Here is a 17,457-nt window from a genome sequence, read left to right on the forward strand (position 1 = left end):
GGGTGAAGGGAGGCCGCGGGTCCGCGGCCGGGAGGAAAGTGCGTCCGATCAGACGGAATAGTACATCTGGAACTCGACCGGATGCGGGGTCATCTCGAAGCGGGCGACCTCCGTCATCTTCAGCTCGATGTAGCTGTCGATGAAGTCGTCGGTGAACACGCCGCCGGCCTTGAGGAACGCGCGGTCCTTGTCGAGGCTGGCGAGGGCTTCGCGCAAGCTGCCGCACACGGTCGGGATCTTCTTCAGCTCGCGCGGAGGCAGATCGTAGAGATCCTTGTCCATTGCCTGGCCGGGATCGATCTTGTTCAGGATGCCGTCCAGGCCGGCCATCATGATCGCCGTAAAAGCGAGGTACGGGTTGGCGGTCGGATCGGGGAAGCGAATCTCGACGCGCTTGGCCTTCGGCGAGGTCGTCCACGGAATACGGCAGGAGGCCGAACGGTTACGGGCCGAGTAGGCCAGAAGGACCGGAGCCTCGTAGCCGGGAACGAGACGCTTGTAGGAGTTCGTCGACGGGTTGGTGAAGGCGTTCAGCGCCTTGGCGTGCTTGATGATGCCGCCGATGTACCACAGGCATTCCTGGCTGAGGTCGGCATACTTGTTGCCCGCGAAGAGGGGCTTGCCGCCCTTCCACAGGGACTGGTGCACGTGCATGCCCGAGCCGTTGTCGCCATAGACCGGCTTCGGCATGAAGGTGGCCGTCTTGCCGTAGGACTGGGCGACGTTGTGGATGCAGTACTTGTAGATCTGCATCTCGTCGGCGGTGCGCACGAGGGTGTTGAACTTCGTGCCGAGCTCGTGCTGGGCGGAGGCGACCTCATGATGGTGCTTCTCGACCGTGACGCCCATGGCCTTCATGGCGGCCAGCATCTCGCCGCGCATGTCCTGAGCGGAATCGAGCGGGGGAACCGGGAAGTAGCCGCCCTTGATGGGGATGCGGTGACCCAGGTTGCCGCCTTCGTACGGCGTGTCGCCGTTGATCGGCAGCTCGGAGGAATCGAGCTTGAAGCCGGTGTTGTAGGGGTCGGCCATGAACTTCACGTCGTCGAACACGAAGAACTCGGCCTCGGGGCCGACATAGACCGTGTCGGCGATGCCCGTGGACTGCAGATAGGCCTCGGCCTTCTTGGCAATGCCGCGCGGATCGCGGTTATAGGGCTCGCCCGTGGCCGGCTCGAGAATGTCGCAGTTGATGACCATGGTGGAGGCCGAGAAGAACGGGTCCATCTGGGCGGTCGTCGGGTCGGGCATGAGGGTCATGTCGGACTCGTTGATCGCCTTCCAGCCGGCGATGGACGAACCGTCGAACATGATGCCGTCGGCGAACATGTCCTCGTCGACCATCGAGACGTCGAACGTCACATGCTGCCACTTGCCGCGCGGGTCGGTGAAACGGAAGTCGACGTATTGGACGTCGTTATCTTTGATCGCCTTGAGCACATCCTTGGCGGTCTGCATGATCGTCTGGTCCTCTTCTGCCCTTAGAGATAGTCCTCGGCCCGGAGGCCTTGGCTTGGGAAAGCGAGCTTAGATCGCGTCGGATCCGGTCTCGCCCGTGCGGATGCGAACGGCCTCCTCGACCGTCGAAACGAAAATCTTGCCGTCGCCGATACGGCCGGTCTGAGCGGCCTTGCGGATGGCCTCGATGGCGCTCTCGGCCATGTCGTCGTTGAGGACGATCTCGAGCTTCACCTTGGGGAGGAAGTCCACGACGTATTCCGCGCCGCGATAGAGCTCGGTGTGGCCCTTCTGGCGGCCGAAGCCCTTCGCCTCGATCACGGTGATGCCCTGAAGGCCGACTTCCTGGAGAGCTTCTTTGACTTCATCGAGCTTGAAGGGCTTGATGATGGCTTCGATCTTCTTCATCCCGGTCAACCGTTTCGTTCGAGGTTTTGCCGCTTTTAGCACCAGCCCGGAGCGCCTTCCATGCGGTCGTCGATTCAAAGTGGGCCAATCTGCCGAGTTGATGGGCATATTATGATCAAAGTTTGTGCAGTTGCGGAAAAGCTCGCCAAATCCAACAAAACCGGTCCATTTTGCTCCCATGACAGCCCCTGAACTCGTTCTGAACCCCTCCGAGATGAAGCACGCCGACCTGGAGGCGATGGCCCGGGGCGTTCCGGGCATCGATCTCATGAGACGGGCAGGGCGCGCGGTGGCCGATTCTGCCGAAAAATTAGCCTCTCCGGGCGACAGGATCGCTGTCGTCTGCGGGCCCGGTCAGAACGGCGGCGACGGCTTCGTGGCGGCGACGATCCTGGCCGGGCGGGGCTACCGGGTGAGCCTCGGCCTCCTAGGTTCCCTGGAGCGCCTGACGGGCGATGCGGCGGAAGCTGCGCGGGGCTGGGCGGGAGCGGTCTTGCCGGTCGAGGAAATGGCTCTTCATGAGGCGGACCTGATTATCGATGCCCTCTTCGGTACCGGCCTGTCCCGCGATCTCGACGGTGCCGCCCGTCATGCGGTCGATCGCATGAACGGCTCGGGCAGGCCGATCCTGGCCGTGGACCTGCCCTCCGGGATCGACGGCGGGACCGGGGCTGTGCGGGGCATCGCGGTCAAGGCTGTTCGCACCGTGACCTTCGCGGCACGCAAGCCCTGTCATCTCCTGATGCCGGGCCGCGCCCATGGCGGGCCCGTCGAGGTGGCGGATATCGGGATCGGACGGGATATCCTCGCGGCCAAGGGCGGGAGCCTGTTCGCCAACGGCCCGGCCCTATGGCTGACCTCCCTACCGAGACCCGGCCTCGCCTCCCACAAATACGAGCGCGGCCATACCCTCGTGGCCTCCGGGGGCGCGACCCGGACGGGCGCGGCCAGGCTCGCGGCCCGGGCGGCGCTCAGAATGGGCTCGGGACTCGTCACCGTGGCGTCCCCGCCGGAAGCCCTCGGGGTCAATGCCGCCCACCTGACCGCGATCATGCTCAAGGGCTGCGATGGTCCGGAAGGTCTGCACACGATCCTGCAGGATGCCCGCTTCAACGCCATCGTCCTGGGACCGGCGCTCGGGGTCCATGCCGGCACCCGCGCCATGGTGGCCGTTGCCGTCCAGGCGCGGCGGAGCCTCGTCCTGGACGCGGACGCCCTGACCTCCTTCGAGGGGTTGGCCTCGGAGCTTCACGGGGCATTCCGCCACGCCCCGACGGTGCTGACGCCCCATGACGGCGAGTTCGGTCGCCTGTTCAAGGGGCATCCGGACATTCTCGATCCGGAATCGAAAATCGAACGCGCCCGCCGCGCAGCCGTCTATTCGGGAGCCGTGGTCTTGCTGAAGGGACCCGATACGGTCGTCGCCGCGCCGGATGGCAGGGCGGCCATCAACGCAAACGGTACGCCCTACCTGGCGACTGCCGGTTCGGGCGATACGCTCTGCGGCCTCATCGCCGGCCTGATGGCGCAGCACGTCCCCGCCTTCGAGGCCTCCTGCGCCGGAGCCTGGATCCACGGCGAGGCCGGCGCGAGCTTCGGACCGGGACTGATCTCAGAGGACCTGGCGGATCTGGTTCCCAGCGTGCTGCGGAACCTGCTCAGGTAACCTCGATCCAGGTCCAGAGCCCCGCGTCGAACCGTTCCATCACGGTCGAGGCCAGGAGCCACTTGCCCGGATTGTCGGCCACGAAAGCGATCCGGATCGTCTTGTTCTCCGGCACCTGAACCGTGTCGAGCCAATAGGGTTCCCATCCATCGTCGAGCGGGTGCAGCAGCCGGAAGGAGTGACCGTGCAGGTGCATGGGCTGGACGAAGGCGGTCTCGTTCTTGAGAGCGAGGACCACGGGCGTACCACGCTTGACCTTGACCAGGGGGGAGCCCGATGGATTTCCGGCCGCCCCGTTGACGGTCCAGGGAATGTCGGGAGCCTTCGGATCGCCCTTGATCACCACGTCCTTACGGCTGGCGTTCTGGAGCTTGATGGCCTCCGGGAGCTTTGGGTTTGGCGGCAGGGGCGCGACGGTGGGGAGTTCCGGCCGCTTCTCTCCAGCGGTCACGATCTCGACGAGGGGCATACCGTCTCCGATCAGGGCCATCACGGCGCCGGGGGCTCCCGGTTCCTGGGCCAGATCGACCAGAAGGTCATAGCGGGTGCCGGGCGCGAAGGGCAGGGAGGCCTTCAGAGGCTCGAAGGTGCTTGTCGGCTGTCCGTCAATGGCGATCACATAGGCCTTCATGCCGTCGAAGCGCAGGCGCATGGTCCGGGCGTTGCAGGCATTGGCGAGCCGCAGGCGAAGGCGCCCGCCGGGAGGGGCTTCAATCCGTTGCGGCGTCGCCTTGCCGTTGACGCTGAGCCAGCTTCCGAGCCGTCCGGCAGGGGCGATCTCGGACGGCTTCTCGAAGGGGGCAAGGGACCCGTCATCGTTCAGGCGCCAGTCGTCGACAAGGAGGGCGAGGTCCTGATCGACCCGAGGGGGCGTGGGTTCCTCGACGATAAGAAGCCCCGACAGGCCACGCTCCAGCGGTTCGGCGCTGCCGCCGAGGATGCAGGGGCGGATCAGGAAGGTGCCGGGATCGGGGGGAGTGAAGCGGTATTCATGGCTTTTTCCGGTGGCCACCGGGTCCTGGGTCAGTCCGCCGACACCGTCCATGGCGTTCACGCCCCGAACTCCGTGGAAGTGCAGCGACAGGGGAAGGGCGGTCTCGTTCTCGAGCCTGAGCTTCAGCTCCACGTCCTGCTTGACGCGAAAAGCAGGGGTCAGGCTCCCGTTGAAAGTCCAGGTTTCGGCTTCGCCTACGGCATCGGGGCGAAGTTTCATAGGGGTCGGCTTCGCCGCGAGGACCTGTTCGGAGTGATCCGCGCTCTGAGCCCGGGCCTGCCGGGAGGCGGCGAATAGGATCGTGGCGAGACCGGCGGTGACGGCGCGGCGGGTAATCATGGGAACAGTCTCGTCTCAGGACGTGCGGATGGGAAACAGCGGTACAGGCTTGAACGTGAACGGCCAAGTTTGGTTGCCAGCCAGCCGCACACGAACTTTTTTGATGCACTGTCTTTTAACCGTGCTATAGAGCCGCGTCCCGGAAGAGGGGTGCGCTCGCGCGCCGCTCCCGCGCGGGCGTGGCGGAATTGGTAGACGCACTGGATTTAGGTTCCAGCGACGAAAGTTGTGGGGGTTCGAGTCCCTCCGCCCGCACCAATCCCGTCAGGGTTGGTAATCCGGAGGCTCCGAGTGGCCTGGTTGACGGCTTAACGCCGCATCGGCCGGAGCCTGACAGAAATTTTCGAGTGAATGAAGGCGAACAGAACCATGCAGGTGACGGAAACACTGTCCCAAGGCTTGAAGCGAGAGTTCAAGGTCGTGCTCCCGGCCACCGAGTTGGAAGAGCGCCTGAACAGCGAATTGACGACCCTCAAGGATCGCGTGCAGATCAAGGGCTTCCGTCCCGGTAAGGTGCCGGTGGGACATCTGCGTCGGGTCTATGGCCGTTCCGTCATGGCCGACGTCCTGCAGAACGCCGTCAACGAGGCCAACCGCAAGATCGTCGAGGACAACGACCTGAAGCTCGCCAACGAGCCGCAGATCCAGTTCCCTGAGAGCCAGGAAGAAGTCGAGAAGGCCATGGAAGCCAAGGGCGACCTGGCCTTCACCGTTGCCCTCGAAGTCCTGCCGGTCTTCGAACTGGCCGACCTCTCCGACGTGTCGGTCAAGAAGCCGGTCGCCGAGGTCACCGATGCCGAGATCAACGAATCGCTTGAGCGCATGGCCAAGCAGAACCGCTCCTTCGACACGAAGGAAGGTGCCGCCGCCGAGGGCGACCGGGTGGTCGTGGACTTCGTGGGCCGCATTGACGGCACGGAGTTCGAGGGCGGCAAGGGTGAGGACATCCGGGTCGAGCTTGGCTCGAACACCTTCATCCCCGGTTTCGAGGACCAGCTCCTCGGTCTGAAGGCCGGGGACACCAAGCTCGTGAAGGTCACCTTCCCGGTGAACTACATGGCGGCCCATCTGGCCGGCAAGGATGCCGAGTTCGACGTGACCGTGAAAGAGGTCGAGGCTCCCGGCGAGCTGAAGATCGACGACGAGATGGCCAAGGGCTTCGGCATGGAATCCCTGGACAAGCTCAAGGACGCGATCCGCGACGCCATCAAGCGCGACTTCGACGCCCAGTCCCGTCGGAAGGTCAAGAAGGGCCTCCTCGATTCCCTCGATGCCAAGTACAGCTTCGAGCTGCCGCCGACCCTGGTTGAGCAGGAGTTCTCGGCCGTGTGGGCGCAGGTCGTCGGCGACATGAAGTCGAACAACCGCACCTTCGAGGACGAGAGCACCACGGAAGACGAGGCCAAGGCCGAGTACCGCAAGATCGCCGAGCGTCGTGTTCGCCTCGGCTTGGTCCTTGCGCAGATCGGAGAGAAGTCCGATATCAAGATTTCCGACGACGAGGTGACTCAGGCCCTCATCGAGCGGGTCCGCCAGTATCCCGGCCAGGAGCGGCAGGTTTGGGAGTTCTACCAGAAGAACCCGCAGGCCCTCGCTGAAATCCGGGCTCCTCTGTTCGAGGAGAAGGTCGTCGATCAGATCCTCTCGCAGGTGAAGGTCGATGAGGAGACCGTCTCCAAGGACGTCCTCTTCAGCGACGAGGACGAGGGCGGAGAGAAAGCCGGCAAGGGCGAGTAACGCTCCTTTAAGCGTCTCGCTGCTTGCTGAAATGCACGGCCGCGCATCCGCGCGGCCGAATTGGAGCAGTGAGACAATGAGAGATCCGGTAGCGCTCTTTAACAATACGCTCGTCCCGATGGTGGTTGAGCAGTCGAACCGCGGCGAGCGCGCGTTCGACATCTATTCGCGCCTCCTGCGCGAACGGATTATCTTCCTCACGGGTCCGGTTGAAGATTACTCGGCCTCGCTGATCGTGGCACAGCTGCTGTTCCTCGAGGCCGAGAACCCCAAGAAGGAAATCTCCTTCTACATCAACTCCCCCGGCGGCGTCGTGACCTCGGGCCTGTCGATCTACGACACGATGCAGTTCATCCGCTGCCCCGTCTCGACCCTCTGCGTCGGCCAGGCAGCCTCCATGGGCTCCCTCCTGCTGACCGCCGGCGAGAAGGGCATGCGCTTTGCCCTCCCGAATGCCCGCATCATGGTCCACCAGCCCTCCGGCGGCTACCAGGGCCAGGTCACGGACATCATGATCCACGCCCGCGAGAGCGAGGCCCTCAAGCGCCGCCTGAACGAGATCTATGTCGGCCATACCGGCCGGAATTACGAAGAGATCGAGCGGGCCCTCGAGCGCGACAACTTCATGACCGCTCAGGCGGCACAGGAGTTCGGCCTGATCGACCAGGTGATCGAGAAGCGCCCCGAGCCGGTCGCCACCCCGGCTTAACCCTTAAAACCTGGGGACAAAATTCCCCCAGGTGCGTCTTTTTGCCGAGTAACCTCGTTTCTATTGATCAGGCGGCCTCCGCATGATTGCATATGGATTCGGGAGCATGGCGATTTGGGCGTTCAATTCTTAGCGGCGGAACATTTTGTTAGTTTCGTCGCCTATAACTTAGGTGTGTTGGGTCGGCAGGGGCTGTCCCGGCACGGATTGGAGATGTGATAATGACCAAGGCTGGCGGCAACGACTCCAAGAGTACGCTGTACTGCTCCTTCTGCGGCAAGAGCCAGCATGAGGTTCGCAAGCTGATCGCTGGCCCGACGGTTTTCATCTGCGATGAATGCGTCGAGCTGTGCATGGACATCATCCGCGAGGAGTCGAAATCGTCCCTCGTGAAGTCCCGTGACGGGGTGCCGACCCCCAAGGAAATCAGCCGCGTTCTGGATGACTACGTGATCGGCCAGGAGCACGCCAAGAAGGTGCTCTCCGTGGCGGTCCACAACCATTACAAGCGCCTGGCCCACGCGACGAAGCACAACGACGTCGAACTCGCCAAGTCCAATATCCTGCTGATCGGGCCCACCGGCTCGGGCAAGACCCTGCTCGCGCAGACCCTGGCCCGGATCCTGGACGTGCCGTTCACCATGGCGGACGCGACGACCCTGACCGAGGCGGGCTATGTCGGCGAGGACGTGGAGAACATCATCCTCAAGCTGCTCCAGGCCTCCGACTACAATGTCGAGCGGGCCCAGCGCGGCATCGTCTATATCGACGAAATCGACAAGATCTCCCGCAAGTCCGACAACCCGTCGATCACCCGCGACGTGTCGGGCGAGGGCGTGCAGCAGGCTCTTCTGAAGATCATGGAAGGCACCGTCGCCTCCGTGCCTCCCCAGGGCGGCCGCAAGCATCCGCAGCAGGAGTTCCTGCAGGTCGACACCACGAACATCCTGTTCATCTGCGGCGGCGCCTTCGCCGGCCTGGAGCGGATCATCTCCGGCCGCGGCAAGGGAACGTCGATCGGCTTCGGCGCTTCGGTCAGCTCCCCAGATGATCGCCGCACGGGCGAGATCTTCCGGTCCGTCGAACCCGAGGACCTGCTGAAATTCGGCCTCATCCCCGAGTTCGTCGGCCGTCTGCCGGTTCTGGCGACCCTCGAGGATCTCGATATCGACGCTCTGAAGACCATTCTGCAGGAGCCGAAGAACGCCCTCGTCAAGCAGTACCAGCGCCTCTTCGAGATGGAGAACGTGCAGCTGACGTTCCAAGACGAAGCGCTGACACTCATTGCCAAGAAGGCGATCGAGCGAAAGACCGGCGCTCGCGGTCTGCGCTCCATCATGGAGGGCATCCTCCTGGAGACCATGTACGACCTGCCGGGGCTGGATTCCGTCGAACAGGTGGTGATCGGGCCCGAGGTCGTGGAGGGCAAGGCCAAGCCGCTCTTCATCCACGGCGAGCGCAACGAACAGGCCGCAAGCGCGAGCGCGTAAGGGCCGCCGGGGGACTTCCCATGAACAGAAGCGTTGCGGGCAATCTCCTTGAAACCCAAGGCCCGCAACGCCACATTGTCTCTTGCGCCGGTGCTGTCCGCTCATCGTTCGAGGGAGAGCCCGGCGTACCGGATGCAGCCCATAACAAAAGCCTGAGCATTCCGGTTATCCGTCTGACTTCCAGCTCATCCGAGGGGACCGTCGGACGCAGTCAAAAGGATACCGTCTCATGACACAATCGAAGCCACGTCAGCCTGTCGTTCCAGGCTCGACCGGAACCTATGCGGTTCTGCCTCTGCGCGACATTGTTGTCTTCCCACACATGATCGTGCCGCTCTTCGTCGGCCGTGAGAAGTCGATCCGGGCGCTTGAGGAAGTGGTCAAGGGGGACCGTCACATTCTTCTGGCCACCCAGATCGATGCGACGGACGACGATCCGTCCACGGATGCGATCTACAAGGTCGGGACCCTGGCCAACGTCCTGCAACTGCTGAAGCTGCCCGACGGTACCGTGAAGGTGCTGGTCGAAGGCGCGAGCCGGGCCCAGGTGAAGGCCTATACCCGCACGGATGAATATTACGAGGCCGAGGCGGAGGCGCTTCCGGATTCCCTCGGCGATCAGGTGGAGGCCGAGGCTCTCGCCCGCTCCGTCGTGTCCGAGTTCGAGAATTATGTGAAGCTCAACAAGAAGGTGTCGCCGGAGGTCGTGACCGCCGTGACCCAGATCGACGAGCCCGCGAAGCTCGCCGACACCATCGCTTCGCATCTGGCCATCAAGATCGCCGACAAGCAGGCCATCCTGGAGACGCCGACCGTCGCTCAGCGCCTGGAGAAGGTGCTCGGCATGATGGAGAGCGAGATCTCCGTCCTCCAGGTCGAGAAGCGGATCCGTACCCGCGTGAAGCGTCAGATGGAGAAGACGCAGCGCGAGTACTATCTCAACGAGCAGATGAAGGCGATCCAGAAGGAGCTCGGCGACGACGAAGGTCGCGACGAGCTGGCCGAGCTCGAGGAGAAGATCGAGAAGACCAAGTTCACGAAGGAAGCCCGCGAGAAGGCGCTGGGCGAGCTGAAGAAGCTCCGCCAGATGTCGCCCATGTCGGCGGAGGCGACCGTCGTGCGCAACTATCTCGACTGGCTGCTCGGGATCCCGTGGAACCGCCGCTCGAAGATGAAGAAGGACCTCAAGGCCGCCCAGGATCTGCTCGACGCTGATCACTACGGCCTCGACAAGGTCAAGGAGCGCATCGTCGAGTACCTGGCCGTGCAGCAGCGCGCCAACAAGCTCACGGGCCCGATCCTCTGCCTCGTCGGTCCTCCCGGCGTGGGTAAGACCTCGCTCGGCAAGTCGATCGCCAAGGCCACGGGCCGCGAGTTCGTGCGCATGTCGCTCGGCGGCGTCCGTGACGAGTCCGAGATCCGCGGTCACCGCCGGACCTATATCGGCTCGATGCCCGGCAAGATCATCCAGTCGATGCGGAAGGCCAAGACGTCCAACCCGCTCATCCTGCTCGACGAGATCGACAAGATGGGCATGGACTTCCGCGGCGACCCGTCGGCGGCCCTGCTCGAGGTTCTCGACCCTGAGCAGAACTCGACCTTCAACGACCATTACCTGGAAGTCGATTACGACCTCTCCAACGTGATGTTCGTGACGACGGCCAACACGCTCAACATCCCGGCTCCGCTCCTCGACCGTATGGAAGTGATCCGCATCGCGGGTTACACGGAAGAGGAAAAGGCCGAGATCGCCCGCACCCATCTGATCCCCTCGGCCATGCAGAAGCACGGTCTGGCGGAGAAGGAGTGGAAGATCGGCGATGAGGCCCTCCTCATGCTGATCCGCCGCTACACCCGCGAGGCGGGCGTGCGTAATCTGGAGCGCGAGATCGCCAATCTCGTCCGCAAGGCCGTGAAGGAGATCCTGATCTCCAAGGTCAAGGCGGTCGAGGTCACGACGGACAACCTGCCCGAGTTTCTCGGACCGCCGCGCTACCGCTACGGCGAAGCCGAGACGGAGGACATGGTCGGGGCCGTCACGGGCCTGGCCTGGACCGAGGTCGGCGGCGAGCTGTTGACCATCGAAGGCATCATGATGCCGGGCAAGGGAAAGATGACCGTCACGGGCAACCTGCGTGACGTCATGAAGGAATCGATCTCGGCTGCGGCGTCCTATGTCCGCTCCCGTGCTCTCGATTTCGGCGTCGAGCCGCCCCTGTTCGACCGTCGGGACATCCACGTGCACGTGCCGGAAGGCGCGACACCCAAGGACGGTCCTTCGGCCGGCATCGCCATGGCGACCGCCATCGTCTCCGTCATCACGGGTATCCCGGTTCGCCGCGATATCGCCATGACGGGCGAAGTGACGCTGCGGGGCAGGGTGCTGCCCATCGGCGGCCTCAAGGAGAAGCTCCTGGCGGCTCTGCGCGGCGGCATCAAGAAGGTGCTGATCCCCGAGGAGAATGCCAAGGATCTGGCGGATATCCCGGCCAGCGTGAAGAACGGCCTCGAAATCGTGCCGGTCGCCATGATGGATCAGGTCCTCCAGCACGCTCTCGTGCGCATGCCGGAGCGGATCGAGTGGGACGAGGCCGCGGAGCTCAAGGGTCACAAGCCGAGCGTCGAAGACGATTCGGCCGGGGTGATTGCTCACTAAAACCCTGTTCCTTACGTAACGAAAGAAGCCCCTGGACCCCGGTTCAGGGGCTTCTTTTTTGATGAAAACTCCTAAAAAACGGCTGATTTCAGCGACTTCGGGACTTGCGTATGGACAAGCTTTGCGCCAAACGGGTTGTCCCTGAAACGGTGGACCATTTCCTTTGCGACTGCCGTGATCACTGGAGGATACGATTATGAATAAAGGCGAGCTCGTTGCGGCCGTCGCCGACAAGGTGGGCCTTTCGCGTGGCCAGGCTGGTGACGCGATCGACGCCGCCATCGAGGCGATCACCGGCGCTCTGAAGAAGGGCGACGAAGTCAAGATCGTCGGTTTCGGCACGTTCGTTGTGACCAACCGCGCTGCCGGCGAGGCGCGCAATCCGCGCACCGGCGAGAAGGTCAAGGTTCCCGCTTCCAAGACCCCGAAGTTCCGCGCCGGCGCGGGCCTGAAGGACGCCGTCAACGCAAAGTAATCGCTTTTCCCGCGATCTTCGCCTGCGAAAGAGGGCCGACGACGCTTGCGTTGTTGGCCTTCTCTTTTTATGTCAGGTCCATCGGGCGGTTAGCTCAGTTGGTAGAGCTTCGGTTTTACACACCGCAGGTCGGGGGTTCGAGTCCCTCACCGCCCACCATTTCCTAAAGTTCCGAGCCTTCAGCGGGTGTTCTCTCACGGTGAGCGGCCTCTCTCGCTCTCGGTCAGCCGGTCGAGAACTTTCTCAGGCGCGACGTGGCGCTCCAACTCCTCCAGTTCCGGATCGTTCGCTTCCCTGATGCCGAGATGCGCGGCAATGGCGCGGGTCAGGGTCAGCAGGCGCGTGATCTCATGCTCGGACAGCAAATTGGTCTGCAGGTCGAGTTCCGCGCGCCTGTCGGCCTCCGCAGCTGCGCGATTTTGGCTGATCAGCACAAAAGTCGAGAGGAAGATCGCCTCGACGGAGGCAAAGGTCGCGAGGATAACGAAAGTCGGATCGAAGACCGGAATGCCGGGCACGAGCCCGAGATTGATCGCGATCCAGCTCGCCACCAGCACCAGATGAACATAGACGAAGGCCATGCTGCCGGAGAAACGGGTGATGAATTCCGCGATCCGGTCCTGCAGGCTCGCCTTCCGCTCATCCTCCCGTCGCTTGTGGTGCAGGGCATCGATATTGCGCTCGAGGACCGATGCCAGGACATTGGGCTCTATGGGAGGAGTGCTCGGGCTCACGCTCTGTTCCTCCACTCTGTACACGGACTGAGTTTCCTTCACGGCAAGGTCCTTCGCTCCCGCCTTATCGGCTGGATATGAACGGCCGTTGCGTCGAACAAGTTCAGCCTCCCGGACAGCCGAATCTCACACGACACGCCGGGTGGGCTGGAACGTCGCACCTTGACCGATGAAGTATTCAGGTCCGGATCGAGTTTGGGACAATTCCTCCAAGGATTGCCCTCCAAGGATTGCTCCTGAGACTCACCCGCTCCAGCTTCTCTGGACGGGTTTTCGCGCATGTGTGCTACGCTGGTCCGAGTGGGGAGCCAGAAAGCAAAAAGCCGGCCTTGCGGCCGGCTCGTGCGAGCTTCGAACTTCAAGAAATTAATGGTCGGAGCGAGAGGATTTGAACCTCCGACCCCTAGTCCCCCAGACTAGTGCGCTAACCGGGCTGCGCTACGCTCCGACTGCCGAAAGGCTTGGTTCCTCTAACTTTTAACGGGCGCTCGCGCAACCCCTGAAATCGCGTGCGGCGTGGAAAGTCGCTGTTGGCGACCGCGGAGGGCAAGTTCCCGCATCCTCGACGAGAAATCGATCAGGGGGACAATTATGGCCGTGAGCCCGTCCAGGCGTCGATCGCCTGTTTCAGTCCTTCGGGGAGGTCAGTCGCCGTTCCGATGCCGGGCGGCGTCCCTGCGGACGCAAGTTCCGACAGGAATGCCCGATACTTCTCGGTCTTCTCCTGGGTCGCGTCGAAGCCTTCCGCCGGCGTATCGTCCGGCAGCCCCGAGAAGAGGCAAAGCAGTGCGAGAATAGCGCGCATGTTTCGTCCTGTTTGGTTGACGTTAAGGAAGTGCGGCCAAGGTGGCATTTTCACGGCAGGGGAGGTGTGCGCCACGTCACGCCATCGCGGATCCCTCCAATGAGTGAGACGGAAGCTTAACCATTCCAACGAAGAAGTGTAGGTTATAACGCCAGGAAGGGATATGAATCTCCCTGAGAGCGTCCCACGGCGCCCCCAGTGCCACGGCGCTCTCGGCAACCGCTTATTGCGCTTGCTTTACTCCTGCGTTGTTGCGCAAGACCCCGCCTCCGTGCGGGGCTTTTTGTTGGTGCTGTCAGAAGGGGCCGCGCTTCGCGAGGGCGTCGAACCCGCTTCTCAGCTGCAGCACGCGTTCGTCATAGGCTTTTCCCAGGCACGCCCGGTCGCCGCCACAGGTCTCTCGCTGCTTGAGCCATGCGACCTGCGCGTCTTCCATATCGCCGCGGGCTCCCATGCCCAGAAGCGGCTTGAGTTGCGTGTAGAGCACGGACATCTCGACATCCTGGTCGTTCAGCGCCGGATCCGCGCAGACGGCTTTCTCATCGAGCGTTTCAGCCTTGGCGCAATCGAAGCTCGCGGCCTCGGCGGGCTGCCGTCCGGCGAACAGCAGGAGTGCCAGGACGGCGAGACAGAACGAATTTCGCTTCATGACGACTATCCTCGAAAGAACTCACGCTGGTGAGAGAACGGCTCCCATCCCTGGAGGCTCCATGAAGGACGGGACGCTTTCGAGACAGCCTTAATGAAAAGTAAGGCGAGGGCCGCTCAACGGCGCAGCGCGGAAGCATCGCCGGATAGCGCAAGGCGAAGGCCAAGCCCCACCATGATGAGACCGGCGCATCTTTCCTGCCAGGCGATCAGGCCCGGGCGCCGGGCAAGCCATTCGCCGATCGTCCCGGTGCCGACCGCGACGGCGCCGAGAATGAAGAAGCCCGAAAGCTTCTGGACACCGCCCAGGAACAGCAACTGGGCCGTCACGGGCCAACCGTTGCCGGGGTCGACGAATTGCGGAAGGAAGGCGAGCATGAACACCATGGCCTTCGGGTTGGTCAGGTTGTTGATCATGCCCTGCCGCAGGGCTGCGAGGTCCGATACGGGCTGCGGAGCCTTGCGGACGAGGCTATGGGGTCCGAACGAACCGATCAGCAGCTTGGCGCCGAGCCACACCAGATAGCCGGCGCCCGCCCAGCGAAGCATCTCGAAGGCCAGGGGCGAGGCCTTGATCAGCGAGGTGACGCCCAGAGCCAGGAGAGGCAGCTGGATGAGGCCGGCCAGCAGGGTCATGCCGATGGCCGTTAGGACAGCCGTTCGGCGCCCCTGCCCGACACCGCGGCTGAGCAGGAGAACCATATCGGGCCCAGGGGCGAGCTGCAGGGCCAGGACGGCGGCATAGAAGGTGAGAAAAGTCGAAAGATCCGGCATGCCTTGGCCTTTGGGCAGGTCCCGTGCCTGCTACGGATAGAGCAGGTTCATCGAGAACCCGGCAGACGTCAACCTAGACCGATTGACTGCGCCAGGCGTCGAGATCCTCCAGGGACAGATTCGAGCCGCAGAGCACGAGGCCGATCACGCTGTCATCCGGCAGGGATGGGGCGACGGCCTCGGCGGCGGTCAGGACGCAGGCGGCTGCCGGCTCGCAGAGGAGCTTCTCCGTTTGGAGCAGCCAGCTCACGTCCTTGATGACCGGCTCGTCGTCCACAAGCAAAATCTCCTTCAGGAAAAGCTTGGCGGCTGCGACGGTCCGGTGGGTGGCGAAGGGTGCCGCCAGGGTGCGGGCGATGGAAGTCGGGCGAATCGTCACCGGCTGATCCGCCTTGAGCGCTTCCGTCATGGTCTGCGCGCCGGTCGGCTCCACTCCGTAGACCGTCAATGACGGGCGCATGGCCTTCAGGGCTGCCGCCACGCCCGACATGAAGCCGCCGCCGCCGATGGACACGAACACATGGGTCAGGTCCGGAATGTCCTCGAGGAACTCGAGGCCGAGCGTTCCGTGTCCGGCGATGATGGCCGGGTCGTCATAGGGATGCACGAAAAGCCGCCCCTGGCGTTGGTAATCCTCGGCCTTCGCGAAGGCTTCCGCCGCATCGTCGCAGAGCTCGACCCGTGCGCCGAATTTCGTGGTCAGGTCGATGTTGAACCGTGCCGCCGTCTTCGGCATCAGGACGAGGGCATCCAACCCGAGGGTTCCCGCCACACGGGCGACGGCAATGGCGTGATTGCCGCCCGAGACGGTGACGAGGCCGCGGCGGCGCTCATCGTCGTTCAAGGTCAGCACTTTGTTGAAGACGCCCCTGACCTTGAACGAGCCTGCGAGCTGAAGCGCTTCCATCTTCAATGCGGTGCGCCGGCCGAGCCGAGCGGAAACATCGGCGCTTTCGTAAGCCGGAGTGCGTCTGACTCGTCCCGCGATACGGATGCGGGCGGCTTCGATGTCGGAAAGCGTCACGTCGAATGCGGTCATTGAAGGTGTCCGTGGGAGGAGCGTTCAGAATGGGAACGGATCTGCCGGGCAAAGCGGCGACGGGATCATGCGAGCGACATCGTCGCTTCGTCAACGGGCGGAGATTGAAATAAGCGCCGATAAACCGGCTTGACCACGGGCTCGATAGAATCGGATGCTTACGCCTTGTTCAGCGGCATCGGGTCCAAAAGTCGACTTGCGCTTGCGAGGGCATCCGATGCTCAATCCCTCGAACGGCGCATCGTCACAGCCGCACGATGCGCAAGGAGATGTGCCTGATGCCCCTGTCACCTCGCGAAATGCTCGCGCGTCTCGTTGCCTTCCCGAGTGTTTCGACCAGCAGCAATCTCGACATCATCCACTTCTGCCGAGACTGGCTGAACAGTCACGGCGTCGAAAGCCGTCTGGTCATGAGCCCAGAAGGGGACAAGGCGAATCTCTACGCGACGATCGGCCCGCAGGTCGAAGGAGGCGTCGTTCTATCCGGCCATACGGACGTGGTGCCGGTGGAGGGACAGAACTGGTCCACCGATCCGTGGACGCTCACCGAGAAGAACGGTCGTCTGTACGGTCGCGGCGCAACCGACATGAAGGGCTTCGACGCCCTCGTGCTGGCACTGGTGCCCGAGATGGTGCGCGCGCCTCTCAAGCGGCCCATTCACATTGCCCTGTCCTATGACGAGGAGATCGCCTGCCGCGGCGCGCCGTCGATGGTGAAGGTGATGGCGGAGACCATCCCGGCGCCGTCCGCCGTGATTGTGGGCGAACCCACCCGCCACGCGGTGGTGACGGGGCACAAGGCGTCCGTGCAGCTGCGCACCCAGGTGACCGGATACGCCGTCCATTCCAGCCGGATCGATCAGGGCGTGAGCGCCGTCATGAACGCGGCGCGCCTGATTGCCTGGCATGAGGACGTGATGGAGGAGAACCGGCGGAATGCGGACCCGGCTAATCCGTTCGAGCCGCCTTACACGACGCTGCATTGCGGCATGATGGCGGGTGGCAATGCCGCCAACGTGGTCTCGTCGTCCGCATGGTTCTTCAGCGATATCCGGGCGATTCCGACGGAAAGCCCGATGGATTATCTCGCCCGCTACGAGTCCTATATCCGCGACGTCGTCGAGCCCCGGATGAAGGCCATCGCGCCCGACACGGGCGTCACGGTCGAACTCATCGCCGAGGTGCCGGGGCTCAGGCCGGAAGCGGACGGGGCGGCCGAGCGCCTGATGCGGCGCCTCACCGGCGACAACGGAACCCATGTGGTGTCCTATGGGACGGAGGCCGGTCTGTTCCAGCGCGTCGGCTGGTCGACGGTGGTCTGCGGGCCCGGCGACATTGCGCAGGCTCATCAGCCGGATGAATACATCGAGGTCAGCGAGTTCCAAGCCGGGGAGGCGATCCTGCGCCGCCTGATCGGGGATCTCTGTGTCTAAATGCTGAGCAGGCCGGTCCAAGTCAGGGCTAGACCGTCGGCCACTTTCCTGCCTAACTTCATGCCCGACGGAAGAAACAACGGGAAATCCGG

General features: G+C 63.4%; 15 protein-coding genes and 3 tRNA genes. 9 read left to right on the plus strand and 9 right to left on the minus strand.

All coding sequences use genetic code 11. The features are described 5' to 3' along the window. Positions 1 to 48 precede the first annotated feature (48 nt). Both glnA and H0S73_RS13400 read right to left on the minus strand, forming a co-directional pair. Positions 49 to 1,458: a type I glutamate--ammonia ligase gene (gene glnA / locus H0S73_RS13395; RefSeq protein WP_181052633.1), complete on the minus strand. Its 1,410-nt coding sequence runs from the start codon at positions 1,456 to 1,458 to the stop codon at positions 49 to 51. 69 nt (positions 1,459 to 1,527) lie between these two features. Further along, positions 1,528 to 1,866, minus strand: a complete 339-nt coding sequence (locus tag H0S73_RS13400; protein WP_009490961.1) for a P-II family nitrogen regulator — start codon at positions 1,864 to 1,866, stop codon at positions 1,528 to 1,530. A 178-nt stretch (positions 1,867 to 2,044) separates the two neighbouring features. Here H0S73_RS13400 and H0S73_RS13405 point away from each other — a divergent pair, with 178 nt between their 5' ends. Further along, the gene (locus H0S73_RS13405) at positions 2,045 to 3,532 is read left to right on the plus strand and encodes an NAD(P)H-hydrate dehydratase (RefSeq protein WP_181052634.1); all 1,488 of its coding nucleotides are present in this window, start codon (positions 2,045 to 2,047) and stop codon (positions 3,530 to 3,532) included. On the opposite strand, the gene H0S73_RS13410 is transcribed toward H0S73_RS13405, so the two are convergent. After that, positions 3,525 to 4,865 (minus strand): multicopper oxidase family protein, encoded by a 1,341-nt coding sequence (locus H0S73_RS13410; RefSeq protein WP_181052635.1) that lies wholly within the window; start codon positions 4,863 to 4,865, stop codon positions 3,525 to 3,527. The genes H0S73_RS13405 and H0S73_RS13410 overlap by 8 nt on opposite strands. Positions 4,866 to 5,038: 173 nt before the next feature. Between H0S73_RS13410 and H0S73_RS13415 the strand changes: the two genes are divergently transcribed. The 7 genes from H0S73_RS13415 (at position 5,039) to H0S73_RS13445 (ending at position 12,091) form a co-directional block, all read left to right on the plus strand. Beyond that, a tRNA-Leu gene (locus tag H0S73_RS13415) sits at positions 5,039 to 5,123 on the plus strand. Between the two features lie 111 nt (positions 5,124 to 5,234). Further along, positions 5,235 to 6,602 carry a trigger factor gene (tig, locus tag H0S73_RS13420; RefSeq protein ID WP_181054334.1) on the plus strand — a complete coding sequence of 456 codons (1,368 nt, stop codon included), beginning with the start codon at positions 5,235 to 5,237 and terminating at the stop codon, positions 6,600 to 6,602. 76 nt (positions 6,603 to 6,678) lie between these two features. Continuing rightward, a complete protein-coding gene (locus tag H0S73_RS13425) occupies positions 6,679 to 7,311 on the plus strand; it encodes an ATP-dependent Clp protease proteolytic subunit (protein WP_181052636.1) in 633 nt (210 codons plus the stop codon). 221 nt (positions 7,312 to 7,532) lie between these two features. After that, positions 7,533 to 8,801 (plus strand): ATP-dependent Clp protease ATP-binding subunit ClpX, encoded by a 1,269-nt coding sequence (clpX, locus tag H0S73_RS13430; RefSeq protein ID WP_181052637.1) that lies wholly within the window; start codon positions 7,533 to 7,535, stop codon positions 8,799 to 8,801. A gap of 229 nt (positions 8,802 to 9,030) precedes the next feature. Further along, positions 9,031 to 11,457: an endopeptidase La gene (gene lon / locus H0S73_RS13435; protein WP_181052638.1), complete on the plus strand. Its 2,427-nt coding sequence runs from the start codon at positions 9,031 to 9,033 to the stop codon at positions 11,455 to 11,457. A gap of 196 nt (positions 11,458 to 11,653) precedes the next feature. Then, complete coding sequence (locus H0S73_RS13440) at positions 11,654 to 11,932, plus strand: HU family DNA-binding protein (RefSeq protein WP_009490969.1); 279 nt, start codon at positions 11,654 to 11,656, stop codon at positions 11,930 to 11,932. 83 nt (positions 11,933 to 12,015) lie between these two features. Then, a tRNA-Val gene (locus H0S73_RS13445) sits at positions 12,016 to 12,091 on the plus strand. Between the two features lie 35 nt (positions 12,092 to 12,126). Here H0S73_RS13445 and H0S73_RS13450 read toward each other — a convergent pair. The 6 genes from H0S73_RS13450 to H0S73_RS13475 form a co-directional block, all read right to left on the minus strand. Beyond that, positions 12,127 to 12,666 carry a DUF1003 domain-containing protein gene (locus H0S73_RS13450; protein WP_343058360.1) on the minus strand — a complete coding sequence of 180 codons (540 nt, stop codon included), beginning with the start codon at positions 12,664 to 12,666 and terminating at the stop codon, positions 12,127 to 12,129. A gap of 370 nt (positions 12,667 to 13,036) precedes the next feature. Beyond that, a tRNA-Pro gene (locus H0S73_RS13455) sits at positions 13,037 to 13,114 on the minus strand. 141 nt (positions 13,115 to 13,255) lie between these two features. After that, positions 13,256 to 13,471, minus strand: a complete 216-nt coding sequence (locus H0S73_RS13460; RefSeq protein WP_181052639.1) for a hypothetical protein — start codon at positions 13,469 to 13,471, stop codon at positions 13,256 to 13,258. 295 nt (positions 13,472 to 13,766) lie between these two features. After that, a complete protein-coding gene (locus H0S73_RS13465) occupies positions 13,767 to 14,120 on the minus strand; it encodes a lysozyme inhibitor LprI family protein (protein ID WP_181052640.1) in 354 nt (117 codons plus the stop codon). Positions 14,121 to 14,236: 116 nt separating this feature from the next. After that, positions 14,237 to 14,893, minus strand: a complete 657-nt coding sequence (locus tag H0S73_RS13470; RefSeq protein WP_181052641.1) for a LysE family translocator — start codon at positions 14,891 to 14,893, stop codon at positions 14,237 to 14,239. Positions 14,894 to 14,966: 73 nt separating this feature from the next. Further along, positions 14,967 to 15,932, minus strand: a complete 966-nt coding sequence (locus H0S73_RS13475) for a threonine ammonia-lyase (protein WP_181052642.1) — start codon at positions 15,930 to 15,932, stop codon at positions 14,967 to 14,969. Between the two features lie 278 nt (positions 15,933 to 16,210). Here H0S73_RS13475 and argE point away from each other — a divergent pair, with 278 nt between their 5' ends. After that, a complete protein-coding gene (gene argE / locus H0S73_RS13480) occupies positions 16,211 to 17,365 on the plus strand; it encodes an acetylornithine deacetylase (RefSeq protein ID WP_181052643.1) in 1,155 nt (384 codons plus the stop codon). Positions 17,366 to 17,457: the final 92 nt, after the last annotated feature.

This window comes from Microvirga mediterraneensis, assembly GCF_013520865.1.
GTDB lineage: Bacteria > Pseudomonadota > Alphaproteobacteria > Rhizobiales > Beijerinckiaceae > Microvirga > Microvirga mediterraneensis.

Coding starts and splice junctions, on each gene's coding strand:
- glnA (WP_181052633.1), bottom strand. CDS start 1,458: ATGCAGACCGCCAAGGATGTGCTCAAGGCGATCAAAGATAACGACGTC.
- H0S73_RS13400 (WP_009490961.1), bottom strand. CDS start 1,866: ATGAAGAAGATCGAAGCCATCATCAAGCCCTTCAAGCTCGATGAAGTC.
- H0S73_RS13405 (WP_181052634.1), top strand. CDS start 2,045: ATGACAGCCCCTGAACTCGTTCTGAACCCCTCCGAGATGAAGCACGCC.
- H0S73_RS13410 (WP_181052635.1), bottom strand. CDS start 4,865: ATGATTACCCGCCGCGCCGTCACCGCCGGTCTCGCCACGATCCTATTC.
- tig (WP_181054334.1), top strand. CDS start 5,235: ATGCAGGTGACGGAAACACTGTCCCAAGGCTTGAAGCGAGAGTTCAAG.
- H0S73_RS13425 (WP_181052636.1), top strand. CDS start 6,679: ATGAGAGATCCGGTAGCGCTCTTTAACAATACGCTCGTCCCGATGGTG.
- clpX (WP_181052637.1), top strand. CDS start 7,533: ATGACCAAGGCTGGCGGCAACGACTCCAAGAGTACGCTGTACTGCTCC.
- lon (WP_181052638.1), top strand. CDS start 9,031: ATGACACAATCGAAGCCACGTCAGCCTGTCGTTCCAGGCTCGACCGGA.
- H0S73_RS13440 (WP_009490969.1), top strand. CDS start 11,654: ATGAATAAAGGCGAGCTCGTTGCGGCCGTCGCCGACAAGGTGGGCCTT.
- H0S73_RS13460 (WP_181052639.1), bottom strand. CDS start 13,471: ATGCGCGCTATTCTCGCACTGCTTTGCCTCTTCTCGGGGCTGCCGGAC.
- H0S73_RS13465 (WP_181052640.1), bottom strand. CDS start 14,120: ATGAAGCGAAATTCGTTCTGTCTCGCCGTCCTGGCACTCCTGCTGTTC.
- H0S73_RS13470 (WP_181052641.1), bottom strand. CDS start 14,893: ATGCCGGATCTTTCGACTTTTCTCACCTTCTATGCCGCCGTCCTGGCC.
- H0S73_RS13475 (WP_181052642.1), bottom strand. CDS start 15,932: ATGACCGCATTCGACGTGACGCTTTCCGACATCGAAGCCGCCCGCATC.
- argE (WP_181052643.1), top strand. CDS start 16,211: ATGCCCCTGTCACCTCGCGAAATGCTCGCGCGTCTCGTTGCCTTCCCG.